At 33.2% G+C, this 16739-nt stretch carries 12 protein-coding genes; 11 read left to right on the forward strand and 1 reads right to left on the reverse strand.

All coding sequences use genetic code 11. The features are described from left to right. The first annotated feature begins 8 nt into the window (after nucleotides 1-8). The 8 genes from BUE22_RS01865 to BUE22_RS01900 all read left to right on the forward strand — a co-directional run bounded on the left by BUE22_RS01865 (nucleotide 9) and on the right by BUE22_RS01900 (nucleotide 10917). Nucleotides 9-2099, forward strand: coding sequence for a LysM peptidoglycan-binding domain-containing protein (locus BUE22_RS01865; RefSeq protein ID WP_073393337.1), 2091 nt, complete (start codon nucleotides 9-11; stop codon nucleotides 2097-2099). Further along, entirely contained in the window at nucleotides 2099-2500 is a 402-nt protein-coding gene (locus BUE22_RS01870) for an OsmC family protein (protein WP_073393339.1), read from the forward strand. Before BUE22_RS01865 ends, BUE22_RS01870 begins: the two co-directional genes overlap by 1 nt. Nucleotides 2501-2865: 365 nt before the next feature. Further along, the gene (gene nagB, locus BUE22_RS01875) at nucleotides 2866-4794 is read left to right on the forward strand and encodes a glucosamine-6-phosphate deaminase (protein WP_042563237.1); all 1929 of its coding nucleotides are present in this window, start codon (nucleotides 2866-2868) and stop codon (nucleotides 4792-4794) included. A gap of 243 nt (nucleotides 4795-5037) precedes the next feature. Next, nucleotides 5038-5271, forward strand: a complete 234-nt coding sequence (locus tag BUE22_RS01880; RefSeq protein WP_035631770.1) for a DUF3820 family protein — start codon at nucleotides 5038-5040, stop codon at nucleotides 5269-5271. A 518-nt stretch (nucleotides 5272-5789) separates the two neighbouring features. Then, nucleotides 5790-7403: a CTP synthase gene (locus BUE22_RS01885; protein ID WP_073393342.1), complete on the forward strand. Its 1614-nt coding sequence runs from the start codon at nucleotides 5790-5792 to the stop codon at nucleotides 7401-7403. A 78-nt stretch (nucleotides 7404-7481) separates the two neighbouring features. After that, nucleotides 7482-9389: a membrane protein insertase YidC gene (gene yidC, locus BUE22_RS01890; protein ID WP_073393345.1), complete on the forward strand. Its 1908-nt coding sequence runs from the start codon at nucleotides 7482-7484 to the stop codon at nucleotides 9387-9389. A 94-nt stretch (nucleotides 9390-9483) separates the two neighbouring features. After that, nucleotides 9484-10203 carry a toxin-antitoxin system YwqK family antitoxin gene (locus BUE22_RS01895; protein ID WP_073393347.1) on the forward strand — a complete coding sequence of 240 codons (720 nt, stop codon included), beginning with the start codon at nucleotides 9484-9486 and terminating at the stop codon, nucleotides 10201-10203. 156 nt (nucleotides 10204-10359) lie between these two features. Further along, entirely contained in the window at nucleotides 10360-10917 is a 558-nt protein-coding gene (locus BUE22_RS01900) for a DUF4956 domain-containing protein (RefSeq protein ID WP_073393350.1), read from the forward strand. On the opposite strand, the gene BUE22_RS01905 is transcribed toward BUE22_RS01900, so the two are convergent. Then, nucleotides 10918-12795 (reverse strand): PEP/pyruvate-binding domain-containing protein, encoded by a 1878-nt coding sequence (locus BUE22_RS01905; RefSeq protein WP_073393353.1) that lies wholly within the window; start codon nucleotides 12793-12795, stop codon nucleotides 10918-10920. It lies immediately after the preceding gene. A 143-nt stretch (nucleotides 12796-12938) separates the two neighbouring features. Between BUE22_RS01905 and mnmA the strand changes: the two genes are divergently transcribed. From mnmA to BUE22_RS01920, 3 genes are read left to right on the forward strand one after another with little or no spacing between them, the layout of a single operon-like run. Further along, nucleotides 12939-14126, forward strand: a complete 1188-nt coding sequence (gene mnmA, locus BUE22_RS01910) for a tRNA 2-thiouridine(34) synthase MnmA (protein WP_073393355.1) — start codon at nucleotides 12939-12941, stop codon at nucleotides 14124-14126. A 44-nt stretch (nucleotides 14127-14170) separates the two neighbouring features. Further along, a complete protein-coding gene (locus BUE22_RS01915; RefSeq protein ID WP_073393357.1) occupies nucleotides 14171-15778 on the forward strand; it encodes a S8 family serine peptidase in 1608 nt (535 codons plus the stop codon). A gap of 9 nt (nucleotides 15779-15787) precedes the next feature. Then, the gene (locus tag BUE22_RS01920; RefSeq protein ID WP_073393360.1) at nucleotides 15788-16732 is read left to right on the forward strand and encodes an NAD(P)H-dependent flavin oxidoreductase; all 945 of its coding nucleotides are present in this window, start codon (nucleotides 15788-15790) and stop codon (nucleotides 16730-16732) included. Nucleotides 16733-16739: the final 7 nt, after the last annotated feature.

The raw sequence follows: 16739 nt of genomic DNA on the forward strand, positions 1-16739 counted from the left end.
GCCATATTATGAAATATTATTTAGCATTATTATCTCTTGTTTTTTTTATTAACACTTCTGCCTTTTCGCAGGAGAAAGTGGTAAAATATAAAGTTTCTGCTGGAGAAACCATCAATCAGATTGCAGAGAAATTTAAGGTTACACCTTATGATATTTATTCATTAAATCCTGATGCCCGCACCGGAATTTCGCCAAATTCTGTTTTGTTGATTCCAACGAAAGCAGGAAAAGCAGTAGCTAAAGCAGAATCTGTTTCTAAAAATGTTGTTTCAGAAAATGGTAAAACGCACGAAGTTCAGCCAAAAGAAACATTATTTGGAATTGAAAAAAAATATGGTGTTTCTGATGAAGCTTTAAAAGCGGCAAATCCGTTCCTGATTACAAATGGTTTGCAAATTGGGCAAACGTTGGTGATTCCTTCAAAAGGATCAGCAGCAAAATCAGTAACTGCAAAAACAGAAAAACCGGCGAAATCGTCTGCTGCTGAAAAATATGTTTATCACGATGTTGTGGCAAAAGAAACGAAGTATTCTATTGCTAAACAATATAAAACCACAGTTGAGGATTTAGAAAAACGTAATCCCGAAATTGTAACAAGTTTGCCAGTTGGCTATCGTTTAACAATAAAAGGTACGGCGCCAAAAACAGAAACTTCAGCTTCGGCTGTAACAACTGTTGCGAAACCTTCTGAAACTGCTAAAAAAGGGACCACTTACATGGATTATCAGGTAAAACCAAAGGAAACTTTTTATAGTTTAACACATACATTTCACATTACTCAGGAAGAATTAACGGAATTAAACCCGTCGCTTTCTGAAGGTGTTAAAGAAGGAATGGTTTTAAAAGTACCATCTGGATATGTGGCTCCAGTGCCAATTATTGCACAACAGCAGCCAGTAATTGAAAAATCGGTTGAAAAAACGGCTGATAAGCCAGTTGAAAATACAGGCGGAGGAATCAGAATTCTTGAAAAAGTAAAATCTGAAGAAGTTTCTGTTAATCCGGAAGTAGTTGAGTTAACTAAAAAAAGAGGACAAACAGAACGTCAAAAAGTGGTTTTGCTACTACCTTTTAATATTGCTAAAATGCAAAATGACACAACAAGTACAGCAACTCGCCTGAAAAAAGATAAGTTTTTGAATATGACACTTGATTTTTATTCAGGAGCTATGATGGCAATCGATTCGGCGAAAGTTTTAAAATTACCAATTGATGTTGCTATTTACGATTCGCAGGAAACAAAAAACACGTCGAATATTTCGAGCCTGATTTCGCAAAATAAACTTCAAAATGCAAATGCAGTTATCGGGCCATTTTATCAAAGTAATGCCGAAGCTACCGCCAATTCATTGCGTTTGTATAATGTGCCTGTAATTTCGCCTTTATCAAAAGATACGGCAAACCCAATTGATAATTTATACCAATCAATACCAACAAATGATGTAGTTAGAAACGCTATTTTTGACTATATGCGAAATAAAAACGGAAACATTGTTGCTGTTGTAGATAAGAAGAAAGAATCGGTTATAAATTATATCAAGCAAAATCAAAAAGGAGTTGTATTTGCAGCTTTGTCTGAAACCGGAGGTTTGGATGTGGCGAATTTAAAAAGCCTATTATTGCCAAACAGACTTAATTATGTTGTAATGGAAACGGCAAACACAGCGATGATTAAAACGACTATAAAAGCTTTAATCGATGCTCAAAAAACCTGTCAGGTTCAATTGGTGATTTTAGAACCAAATAGTACACTTGATACAGATGAAATTAATTTTGAGAATTTGGTAAAATTAAATTTAATGTATCCTTCTGTAACTCGTGAAAGTGATGAGCAGCCAGTTTTAATTTTTGAAAAAGAATACAGACTGAAAAATAAAGTGAATCCAAATTCGTATGCTACTCGTGGTTTTGATGTTACTTTTGATACGATGATGCGTTTGGTACAAGGAAAAACCTATCAGGAAACGACAGATTTAATAACAACGGAACAAGTTGACAATAAATTTCAATACTATAAAAAAGATGATGGCGGACACGCAAACAAAGGTGTCTACATTTTATATTACGACTCAGACTTAACTTTAAAAGTAGCAAATTAATGACATCGAAAGTAACCTATTTAGGCGATTTAAGAACAAAATCAATTCATGTGCAATCAGGAAGCGAAATTATTTCGGATGCACCATTAGATAATAACGGAAAAGGAGAAGCTTTTTCTCCAACAGATACAGTTGCCAATGCTTTAGCAAGCTGCATGTTTACAATTATCGGAATTAAGGCCCGTGATATGAACATTGATTTACAGGATTCTACAGCAGAAGTAACTAAAATAATGAATGCGGAACCAAGAAGAATTGGTGCAATCGAAATTGTTTTTGAATTGAAAGGTGCAGTAAATGAAAAAGACAGAACTATTCTTGAACGTGCAGGGATGACTTGTCCGGTATTTTTAAGTTTGAATCCGGATATTGAAAAACTAATTACCTTCAATTGGAAATAATATCATAAATACAATTTAAAAGCCGTCAAGAAATTGACGGTTTTTTTATGACAATAGATTTTTTTTTGTTTTTCAGCTGAGAAATCAAGAATTAACAAAATTTTCATTGCCGGATATTAGTTATAAAGAACTAATTGGAGTAATTTTGTTATGCAAAAAAAATGCAGATTAATGCGTAAAAAATGCAAAATATACACTTATTATTTTTTTAAGTTATCATGCTCTCTCACAATGATTTACTTAAAAAAAGTCAGATAATAATCTTTTTGTTATTCAAATTTAAAGATGTTATCTTTATATGGAATTGATTATAAGTGTTTTATCTTAAAATAAACGACCAAAAAAGAATTAAAAAAAACTATATCATGTTAAAAAGTAAAATCGACAAAGCAACAGGATTCGAAAAACGATTCGAAAACATCAATACTGTTGTTTTTGAAAATTCAACAGATGCCTCAAAAGCAGTTGCACAGGAAATTGCAGCATTAATTCAGGAAAAACAAAAAGAAAACAAACCTTGTATTTTAGGTTTGGCGACAGGATCTTCTCCAAAAGGATTGTATGCTGAATTGGTGCGTTTGCATAAAGAGGAAGGTTTGAGTTTTAAGAACGTAATTAGTTTCAATCTGGATGAATATTATCCAATGGAACCAAACTCAATCAACAGTTATGTTCGTTTTATGAAAGAATTACTGTTTGATCATGTCGATATTTTACCTGAAAATTACCATGTTCCGGACGGGCTTTTAACTAAAGAACAAATTGCCGATTATTGTCACGATTATGAAGCTAAAATTGAAGCTTTGGGCGGAATTGATCTTCAAATTCTTGGAATTGGTGGTAACGGACACATTGGTTTTAATGAATCTGGCTCACTTCAAAATTCAAAAACACGTTTGGTAGCGTTAGATCATATTACAAGAGTAGCAGCCAGCAAGGATTTCTTCGGATTGAGCAATACGCCAAGAACGGCAATCACTCTTGGAGTGAAAAAAATCATGGAAGCCAAACAAGTTATTCTTTTGGCTTGGGGTGAAGGTAAAGCAAATATTGTAAAAAAATCTGTAGAAGATGAAGTTACGAATCGTGTACCAGCGTCATTTTTGCAGGAACATAATAATGCCGTTTTTGTTTTAGATAAAGAAGCTTCTTCCAAACTAACCAGAATCAATAAACCGTGGTTGGTAGAAAAAGTAACATGGACAGATAAACTTAGCCGTAAAGCGGTTTTAGGATTAGCACTTCAGCTTAAAAAACCAATTTTAATGCTAACAGATGCTGATTATATCGAACACGGAATGAGCGATTTATTAGCAGATTCAGGTCCGGCATACGACATCAATATTAAAATATTCAACAAGTTACAAAATACAATTACGGGCTGGCCAGGTGGAAAACCAAATGCTGATGATTCAAACAGACCAGAGAGAGCAGAGCCTGCTAAAAAACGTGTCTTGATTTTTAGTCCGCATCCTGATGATGATATTATTAGTATGGGAGGAACTTTCATGCGTTTGCAGGAACAAGGACACGAAGTGCATGTTGCATATCAAACTTCTGGAAACATCGCTGTTGCGGATGATGAAGCGTTGCGTTTTGCAAGATTCGTAATTGATTATAATGAGAAATTCGGAATCAAAAGTGCAGAAGCCGATAACATTTACCAAAAAGCACAAACGTTTTTAGAGAACAAAAAGAATAGTGAAATTGATATTCCCGAAGTTCGCTACATCAAAGGATTAATCAGAAAAGGAGAAGCGAGAGCCACAAGCCATTTTGTTGGTTTGAGTGATGATCAGATTCATTTTATGGAATTACCTTTTTATGAAACCGGAACAATTGAGAAGAAACCTATTGGACCAGAAGATATTCAGTTAACAGTTGATTTAATTGAAAAGATAAAACCACACCAAATATATGCAGCGGGAGATTTGGCAGATCCACACGGAACGCACAAAGTTTGTCTGGATGCTATTTTTGAAGCTGTAAAAGTATTGAAACCAAAATCGTTTATGGATGATTGCTGGTTATGGTTGTACAGAGGAGCCTGGCAGGAATGGGGAATTGACGAAGTTGAAATGGCTGTACCAATGAGTCCGGATCAGGTTTTAGCAAAACGTCATGGAATTTTCAAACATCAATCTCAAAAAGATGGTGTTGTTTTTCAGGGAACCGACGCTAGAGAATTTTGGCAAAGAGCCGAAGACAGAAACGCTGAGACTGCAGATTTATACCAACAATTAGGTTTGGCAACGTATGCTGCGATGGAGGCTTTTGTAAGATGGCATTACTAGAAAAAGTTACTAAGGAACTAAGATGCTGAGTTGCTAAGCTTCTTAGGTTTTAGCACTTTGAAATATTCGCCACGAATTCACGAATTATATTTAAAACTAATTCGTGAATTTGTGGCGAAATCATTTAAATCTTTTATCCCGATAGCTATCGGGAGTGGCAAAAAAATAATAGCTTTGCATATTAAGAAGCAAGAAAGAGAATCAGTCTATATTCTTTTCTCTTGCTTCTTTTTTCTTTAAACTATGGAACAAGACAAAAAACTTCTCATAAAATTAGCTCACACCAAAATGCCTTTCGGTAAATACGAAGGACGTTTTTTAATCGATTTACCAGAATATTATGTGGTTTGGTATCACAACAAAGGTTTTCCTAAAGGAGAATTAGGCCAGCAATTACAGCTTATTTACGAGTTAAAATTGAACGGATTAGAGGAATTAATCCGTAATATTAAAAAACAATATCCAAAACCAAATTAAATAGTAAGAAAAATCTTTTGTTATTTAATTTTTTTGTATATATTTGAAGTACAAAATATTATAATTTCCAAAAACAAAGTGATACCACAGAATTCAAGACTGAATTTATTAATGTGTACAAGTCAGTGTTTTGAAATTAGAGTATATAAATAAAAAATATTATAATTTTTAAAAACAAATTGGCACCACAGAATTCAAGACTGAATTTATAAATGTGTACAAGTCGATGTTTTAAAATTATAATATTTTTTTTATGCCAAAAAAATACCTTTATAAACGGATAATTTAAGACATAAAGTAAATTAACTTTTTTAAATTAGAAAAAAGTAATTAAGTTAGATTTAAAGACATTCCTCAAAAAAAATCCTAATAAATCCTTAAAATTATCGATTACAAAACCAAGTAATCGTTCTGTTTAAAAATTTGCAAATTATCTCAATCTCTAATTGATAAATTGTCTAATTAAATTTGTACTTTTGCCAAGTTTTTTACACAACTACAATACAAACAACAACAGAATGAATCAAACAAAATATATTTTTGTTACAGGTGGTGTGACTTCTTCTTTAGGAAAAGGAATTATCGCAGCATCTTTAGCAAAATTGTTACAAGGAAGAGGATATCGTACAACTATTCAAAAATTTGACCCGTATATCAATGTAGATCCGGGAACATTAAATCCTTATGAACACGGAGAATGTTACGTTACGGATGATGGTGCAGAAACAGATTTGGATTTAGGTCACTACGAGCGTTTTTTGAATGTTCCGACTTCTCAGGCTAATAACGTTACTACAGGAAGAGTTTATCTTTCGGTTATTGAGAAAGAAAGAAGGGGAGAATTTTTAGGAAAAACAGTTCAGGTTGTTCCTCATATTACAAACGAAATCAAAGACAGAATGCAATTGCTTGGAAAATCAGGCGATTATGATATTGTAATTACTGAAATTGGTGGAACTGTTGGGGATATTGAGTCATTACCTTATATAGAATCTGTTCGTCAGTTGGTTTGGGAGTTGGGAGAAAATAACGGAATTGTTATTCATTTAACTTTAGTTCCATTTTTGGCTGCTGCCGGTGAGTTAAAAACAAAACCAACACAGCACTCTGTAAAAACGTTGATGGAAAGCGGTATTAAGGCTGATATTTTAGTTTGCAGAACAGAGCATGAACTTTCTGATGAGTTGCGTAATAAATTAGCATTATTTTGTAATGTAAAAAGAGAAGCAGTAATTCAGTCTATTGATGCTTCTACAATATATGAAGTTCCAAATTTAATGCTTGAAGAAGGATTAGATGTTGTGGCATTAAAAAAATTAGATTTACCTAAAAAAGCGTCTCCGGATTTAAAAAACTGGAATACTTTTTTACGCAGATTAAAAAACCCAAAACATACTGTAAATATTGGTTTGATTGGAAAATATGTAGAAATGCAGGATTGTTACAAATCTATTTTAGAGGCATTTATTCATGCTGGAGCTTCAAACGAAACTAAAGTAAACGTAATTTCTATACATTCAGAACATATTACCAGCGATAATATTGAAGAAAAATTAGGCACTCTTGATGGAGTTTTAGTTGCGCCTGGTTTTGGTGAAAGAGGTATTGAAGGAAAAATTGAAGCAGTTCGTTTTGCACGTGAAAATAATATTCCGTTTTTTGGAATTTGTTTAGGAATGCAAATGTCTGTTATCGAATATTCAAGAAATATTTTAGGTTACAAAGAAGCGAATTCTACTGAGATGAATGATAAAACGAAACATCCGGTTGTGAATTTGATGGAAGAGCAAAAAACAATTACAGATAAAGGCGGAACTATGCGTCTTGGGGCTTGGAAATGTGACATCAAACCAAACTCATTGGCACATAAAATCTACGGTCAAAAAACAATTTCAGAGCGTCACCGTCACCGTTATGAGTATAACAATAAATATAAAGATGAATTGCAGAAAGCAGGTTTAATTGCTTCTGGAGTAAATCCTGACACAGGTTTAGTTGAAATTATAGAATTAGAAAATCATCCGTTTTTCATCGGAGTACAATACCACCCGGAATACAAAAGCACAGTGGCAAACCCACATCCAATTTTTGTAAACTTTGTGGCTGCTGCAGTAATTGCGCATAAAAAATAATAATTAATTCTAAAAGGTGTAACTTTTGAGTAAAACTCATTACTAATAGCCTTTAATGAATAACTTTTTAAAATTATAATGGAAGAAAAAAAATTTGATCTTAATTCAATCATTGGTTTTGTATTGATATTTGGAATTTTGATTTGGATAATGTACCAAAATCAACCTTCTGATAAAGAGATTGCTGCTGAAAAAGCCAAGAAAGAATTAGTTGCCAAACAAGAAGCTCAGGCTAAAGCTGACAAAACTAAAACCGCTGTTTTGCCGGTTGCTGCTGCAACTCCGGGTGATACAGTTCAATTGGCACAATTGCAAAAAACTTTAGGTGGTTTCGCTTATTCTGCTACGCTTCCTTCTGCAAAAGAGTCTTTTACAACTATTGAAAACGAAAAGATCAGACTGAAAATCGCTAATAAAGGTGGTTATATAGTTGAAGCTACACTTAAGGAATTTGAAAAGTTTCATAAAGGTTCAAAACAATTAGTAGAATTGATTAAAGACAATAATGCTAATTTGAATATTCAGTTACAAACTACAGATAACAGAACTTTAAATTCTAAAGATTTATTTTTTGAACCTACACTAACTAAAGTTGGTGCAGATCAGGTTTTATCAATGCGTTTAAAAGCAGGAGCTAACGAATTTTTAGAATACAAATATATTTTAAAACCAAACGATTATTTAGTTGGTTTTGATATTCGTTCTCAGGGATTGAATAAAGTTTTAAATTCATCTAAACCATTAGATTTAGTTTGGGATTTGAAAACGTATAGAAACGAAAAAAGCGTTGCTTACGACAATCGTTTTACCGAGCTTGATTATGAGTATGGAGATGAAAAATACAGTAACGTAAGTAATCATGGTCAAGGAAAAGAAGAAACTCCTGAAAAAGTAAGCTATATTGCTTTTAAACAACATTTCTTTACTACTATTTTGTCAACTGATAAACCATTTGAAAAATCAAAATTACAATCAGATGATTTAGTTAAAGACGAAAAAATAGATACAGTATTTACTAAACAATTCAAAGCGACAGTTCCTTTGGCTTTCTCAAATGGAGAGATTGATTATAAAATGAACTGGTATTTTGGACCATCTGATTACAAAGTATTAAAATCATACGATAAGAACTTCCAAAAAATTATTCCGTTAGGCTGGGGAATTTTCGGATGGATAAATAAGTTAATTTTTATTCCATTATTCGGATTTTTAAGTTCTTATATTGCTTACGGAATTGCGATTATCATATTTACTATTCTTATCAAATTGGCCATGTCGCCAATTACTTATAAGTCATTCCTGTCTCAGGCTAAAATGAAAGTTTTACGTCCGGAGATTACAGAATTGGGAGAAAAATTCAAAAAAGACCCAATGAAAAAACAACAGGAAACAATGAAGTTGTATAACAAAGCGGGCGTAAACCCAATGGCAGGATGTATTCCGGCATTGATTCAGCTTCCGTTTATGTATGCATCATTCCAGTTCTTCCCGTCAGCTTTTGAGTTAAGACAAAAAAGTTTCCTTTGGGCAGACGATTTATCATCATTTGACTCGGTTGTAAAATTGCCATTCCATATTCCATTATACGGAGATCATATTAGTTTGTTTCCAATTTTGGCTGCAATTGCAATTTTCTTCTATATGAAAATGACATCTGGAGATCAGCAAATGGCAGCGCCTCAGCAAGAAGGTATGCCGGATATGGCAAAAATGATGAAAATCATGATTTATGTTTCGCCATTAATGATGTTGATTTTCTTTAATAGTTACGGTGCAGGTTTGAGTTTATATAACTTTATCTCCAACTTAATTACAATCGGAATCATGTTTGTAATTAAAAACTATATTGTTGATACTGATAAAATTCACGCTCAAATTCAGGAGAATAAATTGAAAGAGCCTAAAAAGCCAAGTAAATTTCAACAACGTCTTCAGGATGTGATGGAGCAACAAGAAGCTGCAAAAGCGCAGAATAAAAAGAAATAGCAAATAAAAAAATCTCGATTTATCGGGATTTTTTTATACCCTCAATATAATTTATACAAGACAATTTTCGTTTAAGTTTAAAATTAAAAAACATATGATTTTAAAAAGACTATTATTTGGATTAGCATTACTAAATGTACTTTTTATAAACGCTCAGACAGACATTAATAAGCTGGACGCTAATGGTAAAAAAGACGGTTTGTGGAAAGGAACTTACGAAGTTTCTAAACGTCCGCGTTACGAAGGAACTTTTAGTCACGGAAAAGAAACCGGAATATTTAAGTTTTTTGATGATACTAAAAAAGGCGATGTAATTGCAACACGTGATTTTAGTGCCAATGACGGAAGTGCCTATAATATTTTTTACGATCAGAATAAAAATAAAGTAAGTGAAGGTAAAGTTATAGGCAAAAATTACGAGGGAGAATGGAAATATTACCATAAAGCTTCTAAAATCGTAATGGCAATCGAAAATTACAAAAACGGAAAACTGGAAGGTGCAAGAATCGTTTTTTATCCAAATGAAAAAGTTGCCGAAGAAATGACGTATGTAAACGGAAAGAAAGAAGGCATTTATAAAAAATGGGGGCAAAACGGAATCATTTTAGAGCAGACAACATATAAGAATAACGAATACAATGGCGAAGCTGTTTTCTACGATTCTGATGGAGTTGTAGCGTCTAAAGGAAAATTTTTGAACGGAAAGAAGGTCGGAATGTGGCAGTTTTACTTTAAAGGGAAATTAACCAAAGAGGTGAATATGAGTGATCCTAAAAGTAATTATCAGGCCGATTCAAAACCTAAAACAGAATAATTTATTTTACATATTGCCCGTTTTTACGGGCATTTTTTTTGCCACGAATTTTTGCTGTTTTTTTTCTCAACTTGAACCAAGTAGAATAATTAGTGAAAATTCGTGAAATTCGTGGCAACTTTTTTCTAAATTTGATTCACTAACACTTCAGCCAAAATGGATTTAAACGAGCTTTCAGGAAGATTTTTATTGCTGTTTTTTTCAATTCTGATTTTATATTTTTTCTCAAACAGAAAGGATAATGAAACCATAAATCCGTTGATGGTTATTGTTGGGCTTTGTACTTTTTCACTTTGTTATGTATTTACAAAAATTGAGATTGGAGTAGGAATTGGATTTGGTTTATTTGCCATTTTTTCAATTCTGAGATTTCGTACGCAATCCTTTACGGTCAATGCGATTATCTTTCTTTTTGCAACGATTACGCTTTCAATTTTAGATATTTTATATCCTTATGAAAAAATAGAAGTTTTGCTCTTTTTTCAAATTATGATAATCGGATTTTATATAATTGCTTCTATCATAGTAAATAAAAAAGTATCTAAATATCTTAATACAATTAATGTCAAAATTGCATTAGACAGCAATTTTTCTTTAGACAATAACAGCATTAGAAAGTCTATTCAGGAAAAAATAAACATCGAAAATTTCGACTTTAAAATTGTCAATATTAATGCGGTTTCAAATGAAATTGATCTTTTAGTTTTATACTAATTATTCATTAAAAGGCCGTACTTGTTTGATATATAAATCCCTGTTTTTTCCAACAATTTTGAATTCAATGTCTATGGGATGAAATTGGTTTTTTCTCCAGTAACGGTACATTTTAGTTTCGATTTTTTTACTAACCAGAAACAAATTACTTATTTCTTTCCTATTCAATAAAGGTTCGTTGTTGTTGAGATTGGAGTTTGAAGTATAATCTACATCAAAGTCGCTTTCATTTTTGCCTTCATTAAAATGATAAACTATAAACTGTTCGCAAACTTCTCCCTTTTCTGGTTTTACAACAGAGTTTTCTCCTTTTTGAACATTAACTGTAATTCCTGAAAAATTTTCCCTGAATATGTTTTTCGTGATTACAACTCCGTTAGCCAATTCATCAGGAAAAGAGCGATGTACCAAAACGCCCATTGCAATACTTTCCTGATCTATACCAAAAAGCTCTCTTTCTATAAAAGAGCTTTCATTCCACGCACTTGCCCAAACTTGTTTAATGGCTTTTTCAAAAGTTTTGATGCTGTCACCTAATATTCCGGTTTTAGAATCGTAAAGTCCGGCGCCATTAAAATCATCCATATCTTCGGCATTTGTAGAAGATCTGAATCGGAAATTTTTAAAAGCAGCATTTTTAAAAGTTTGATTTAGCTTTGCTATTAATTGAGGATCAATTGGTTCTTTTTTAATAGCATCACGTATTTTTTTTAATTGTTTGTTAATCCAAACAGTTGAATCTTTGTGGGGATATTTTAAAAGCTCCGTGATTAAAGGCGAAATTGATTTCTTTTGAATGTGTTTGGTGTAAAAATAAAATGGGATGGCATGTGCATCTTCAGGTGTTTTAAAAGGCGTTTCTTTTGCAATGGCAATTAAATACGCCATATTTTGCGCTTTTGAACCGATATAATTTACGCCTTTTTTAGGAATTGTTGTTAAGTTGACTAATTCAGTAACACTATTATCGATAATTAGTTTTTTCTTTTTCTTAATAACTTTTTGTGTTATTTTTTTATCAGTTTCTTTGATGTAAAAAGTATCAACTGCAATTTTTAATTCTATTTTTTTAGAAAGTAACCTTTTGATATTCGAATCTTTAAAGACATTAGTATATGCCATAATCGGAATTTTTCTGTTTTTTCCCAACAATACCAAATGGCTTAACGGAGTTTGTAACTCATTTACAATAATGCCGCGCACATTTGGCAGAATATCCGGTGTTCCGTCCAGAATAATTATTTCGTCAGGATTGGGTTTTATGGTTTCTAATTCCTTGATTTTATATTGTTTTAGAATACCAATATTTTTTCCAGGAACGACTTCCTGATAACTCAATTCATTAAAAATATAATCTGATTTTACGCAGGGGATTTTAAATTTATTTTGTTGAAACCATTCAATTTGTTCCGGATTATTGAGATAAAATTTTAAATCTTTGCCTATGAAAGTAGAGTTTACAATTAAATGATAGAAACGTTCCAGCAACACAATTGGCATGTGATCTGAAGCTGCCAATTCAAAAATCCATTTATCAGATCCTTTAATATGATTGAGATTTCCCAATAAAAACTCCCGGCCTTTTTCGGTATCGCTGTAATTATTATCATTAAAAACGTCAAGGTCTTTGGTGTATCCTAAATAATTGGTTACAAAGTCAAAATGCAAGCGAATCAATGTACTGTTGAAATAGTACATCTTTTGTCTTTTCAAATCGTAAATCACTTTTACCGATTCGATATTCGAAAATTTATCAGATAACGGTTTGCCTTTAAATGCTTTATATTCTGAATAATTTTGCAAAGAAGCACGATAACTTTGCGCATTTAAAGTGCTTAAAATGATAAAGAAAATAAAGGTGTAAAACTGTTTTGACATGACATTTTAATTGATGATTAAAAGTAATTAAAAAATGCAATAAGTTTTATCTACCCTTGCATTATATAAACTAATTAAAACCAACAAAATTTTCTAAAATATGACTTACCTTTGCACCCTTATAAAAACATAAAGGAGTTAAAATGAAACGTGTAGTTGTTGGTCTTTCTGGTGGAGTAGATTCGAGTGTTGCTGCTTATTTGTTGCAACAGCAAGGTTACGAAGTTATCGGTCTTTTTATGAAAAACTGGCACGATGATTCGGTTACTATTTCTAACGAATGTCCTTGGTTAGAAGACAGTAACGATGCTTTATTAGTTGCTGAAAAACTAGGAATACCGTTTCAGACTGTTGATTTAAGTGAAGAATACAAAGAAAAAATTGTTGATTATATGTTCAACGAATACGAAAAAGGAAGAACTCCAAATCCTGACGTGCTTTGTAATCGCGAGATCAAATTTGATGTTTTTATGAAAATTGCTTTAAGTCTTGGTGCCGATTATGTGGCGACAGGACATTATTGTCAAAAAAATGAAATTGAAGTTGATGGAAAACCTGTATACCAATTAATTGCAGGAGCAGACAATAACAAAGATCAATCGTATTTTTTATGTCAGTTGTCACAAGATCAATTAGCAAAATCCTTGTTTCCAATTGGCGCTTTAACAAAACCGGAAGTACGCGAAATTGCTGCTGAAATGGAATTGGTAACTGCCGAAAAGAAAGATTCTCAAGGTTTATGTTTTATTGGAAAAGTACGTTTACCGGAATTTTTGCAACAAAAATTACAGCCAAAAGAAGGAAAGATTGTTCAAATTGATAAAAATGATCCGATTTACAATCTGGAAATACCGGCTGGATTATCTTTAGAAGAAGAATTAAAACTACAAGCCCAAAAAAGAGCATACCTTCAAACAATGGGAAAAGTGATGGGAAAACATCAGGGAGCCCATTATTTTACAAATGGACAAAGAAAAGGACTTAATGTTGGTGGAACAACGGACCCATTATTTGTTATCGCGACAGATGTTGATACCAATACGATTTATACAGGTTTAACAAGCAATCATCCGGGCTTGTTTAAAAAAGCTTTATTTGTTGGAGATTCTGAAGTACACTGGGTTCGTGAAGATTTGAAATTGAAAAAAGGAGAAACGATGGAAGTAATGGCAAGAATTCGCTATCGCCAGCCTTTGCAAAAAGCTGTTTTGCATCAATTTGAAGATGGAATGTATGTTGAATTTGAAGAACCTCAGTCTGCTATTACAGAAGGTCAGTTTGTAGCCTGGTATTTAGAAAATGAATTAGTTGGTTCGGGAGTAATTTCTTAGCTTTATACTTTTTTACAGAGGTTTAGCCTTTAAAAAAGTAAACTATGAGATACAACTTTACATTTCTTTTATTACTTCTTTCTATCACCGTATTTTCGCAGCAAGAAGCCTGGGTTTATTTCAATGCAAAACCTAATGCTCAATTGTTCTTTAATAATCCGTTGACAGAACTTTCGCAAAAAGCTTTAGATCGAAGAACGAATCAAAACATAGCGTTGGATTTTACAGACGCACCTGTCGAAACTTCCTTTATCGACCAAATTAAGGCAAGTACAGGAATAACTGTAATGGCGCAGTCAAAATGGTTAAATGCACTTCATATTCGTGGTACACAAACTGATATTAATGCTTTAAAATTATTATCGTTTGTACAAAAAGTAGATTTTGCTGATAAAACTTTAAATACAACATCAAAAAAAGTTTCAGAAACCAGAACAAGTCAAACGCAGAATAAGCTGGAAACCACCATCGATTATGCATACGGTAATTCTGCTAGTCAGATTCAGATGCTCAACGGACAGGTTTTGCATCAGCAGAATTTTACCGGAGAAGGAAAAATTATTGCCGTTTTAGATGCAGGATTTCCGGGCGTTAATACAGCACAGCCATTTGAAAATCTTAGAAATAATAATCGCATTTTAGGCGGTTACGATTTTACCACGAGAAATGCGAATTTCTACACAGGAGGCAGCCATGGAACCCTCGTACTTTCTACTATGGGTGGTTACAAAGAAAATGCTTTGATAGGAACTGCTCCAAACGCTTCGTATTATCTTTTTATTACAGAAATTGATGCTCTGGAAAATCCTCTGGAAGAATCACTTTGGGTGGAAGCCGCCGAAAGAGCAGATGCCTTAGGGGTTGATATTATTACTTCGTCATTAGGCTATTTTGGTGAGCGTGACGAAGCAAGGTACAATCATACTTATAGTGATATGAACGGAATAACCAATTTTATTTCGCGTGGTGCAGAAATAGCGTTTAGTAAGGGAATAGTAGTTTTGGCTTCTGCCGGAAATGAAGGAGCCAAGGCTGAACCACATATTGGTTCTCCGGCTGATGCGATTTCAGTATTGGCAATCGGATCTGTTACGGCTTCTGAAGTAAGATCGAGTTTTAGTTCTATTGGGCCAAGTTCTGATGGCAGAATTAAGCCGGATATTATGGCACAAGGAACAGCTTCGGTAATTGCTAACGTGAATGGAACTATAGGAACATCAAACGGAACTTCGTTTTCATGCCCGATCATGGCGGGAATGGTCGCTTGTTTATGGCAGGCTTTTCCATCTAAAACCAATAAAGAAATTCGACAAATGATTTTAGAATCATCAAACCAATATGCGACTCCGGATAATAATTACGGATATGGAATTCCTAATTTTGGGTCGACTTTAGGAGTAGAAAATTTTCAAACAGCTACTTCTTTTTCAGTGTTTCCAAATCCGGCAAAAACAGATGTTTCTTTTTCTTTTTCAGAACAAAATAGTAAAGCTTCGATTGTAATTTATTCTGTTTTAGGACAAAAGCTTATTGAAACGGAAATAACAAACGAAAATCCGACTGTTTCTGTTCAGCCTTTAAAAAGCGGACTTTATTTTTATACTTTTGAAGCCGAAGGTTTGCATAAAACCGGAAAGATTATCAAGCAATAATATTTTTTAATGAATAAAATTACGCAACTTTTCAATATAAAATATCCAATAATTCAGGGAGGAATGATTTGGAATAGTGGTTATAAATTAGCTTCTGCCGTAAGTAATTCCGGTGGTTTAGGATTAATCGGTGCCGGATCCATGTATCCTGAAGTTTTAAGGGAACATATTCAAAAATGTAAAAAGGCTACGAATAAACCTTTTGGAGTTAATATTCCGATGTTATACCCAAACATCGAAGAAATAATGAATATTATTGTTGAAGAAGACGTAAAAATCGTTTTTACTTCTGCAGGAAATCCTAAAACGTGGACTTCTTTTTTGAAAGAAAAAGGAATTACGGTTGTGCATGTTGTAAGCAGCAGTATTTTTGCTCTTAAAGCACAAGATGCAGGAGTGGATGCTATTGTAGCGGAAGGTTTTGAAGCAGGAGGTCATAATGGTCGTGACGAAACTACAACCTTGACGCTGATTCCAATGGTAAAAGAAAAAATCCAGATTCCGATTATCGCAGCGGGTGGAATTGCAACTGGACGCGGAATGCTGGCTGCCATGATTTTGGGTGCAGACGGAGTTCAGGTTGGAAGTCGCTTTGCAGCATCAATTGAATCATCGTCACACAATAATTTCAAACAAAAGATAGTTGATATAAAAGAAGGAGACACGCAATTGACATTGAAAGAATTAGCTCCTGTTAGATTGATTAAAAATAAATTTTATCAGGATGTTCAGGATTTATATGAAAAATGTCCTTCAAAAGAAGATTTAGTTCAGTTATTAGGCAGAGCGAGGGCAAAAAAAGGAATGTTTGAAGGAGATCTTGATGAAGGCGAACTTGAAATTGGACAAGTAGCCGGGTTGATTCATGAGATTTTGCCTGTTGAACAAATTATTAAAGAAATGATAGCAGATTTTGAAATTGCGCTTCAGGAAAAGGCTAAATTTGAATTTTAATTATCTG

Source organism: Flavobacterium pectinovorum (assembly GCF_900142715.1).
Classification (GTDB): Bacteria; Bacteroidota; Bacteroidia; order Flavobacteriales; family Flavobacteriaceae; genus Flavobacterium; species Flavobacterium pectinovorum.

Coding starts and splice junctions, on each gene's coding strand:
- nagB (WP_042563237.1), top strand. CDS start 2,866: ATGTTAAAAAGTAAAATCGACAAAGCAACAGGATTCGAAAAACGATTC.
- BUE22_RS01880 (WP_035631770.1), top strand. CDS start 5,038: ATGGAACAAGACAAAAAACTTCTCATAAAATTAGCTCACACCAAAATG.
- mnmA (WP_073393355.1), top strand. CDS start 12,939: ATGAAACGTGTAGTTGTTGGTCTTTCTGGTGGAGTAGATTCGAGTGTT.
- yidC (WP_073393345.1), top strand. CDS start 7,482: ATGGAAGAAAAAAAATTTGATCTTAATTCAATCATTGGTTTTGTATTG.
- BUE22_RS01920 (WP_073393360.1), top strand. CDS start 15,788: ATGAATAAAATTACGCAACTTTTCAATATAAAATATCCAATAATTCAG.
- BUE22_RS01915 (WP_073393357.1), top strand. CDS start 14,171: ATGAGATACAACTTTACATTTCTTTTATTACTTCTTTCTATCACCGTA.
- BUE22_RS01895 (WP_073393347.1), top strand. CDS start 9,484: ATGATTTTAAAAAGACTATTATTTGGATTAGCATTACTAAATGTACTT.
- BUE22_RS01865 (WP_073393337.1), top strand. CDS start 9: ATGAAATATTATTTAGCATTATTATCTCTTGTTTTTTTTATTAACACT.
- BUE22_RS01870 (WP_073393339.1), top strand. CDS start 2,099: ATGACATCGAAAGTAACCTATTTAGGCGATTTAAGAACAAAATCAATT.
- BUE22_RS01885 (WP_073393342.1), top strand. CDS start 5,790: ATGAATCAAACAAAATATATTTTTGTTACAGGTGGTGTGACTTCTTCT.
- BUE22_RS01900 (WP_073393350.1), top strand. CDS start 10,360: ATGGATTTAAACGAGCTTTCAGGAAGATTTTTATTGCTGTTTTTTTCA.
- BUE22_RS01905 (WP_073393353.1), bottom strand. CDS start 12,795: ATGTCAAAACAGTTTTACACCTTTATTTTCTTTATCATTTTAAGCACT.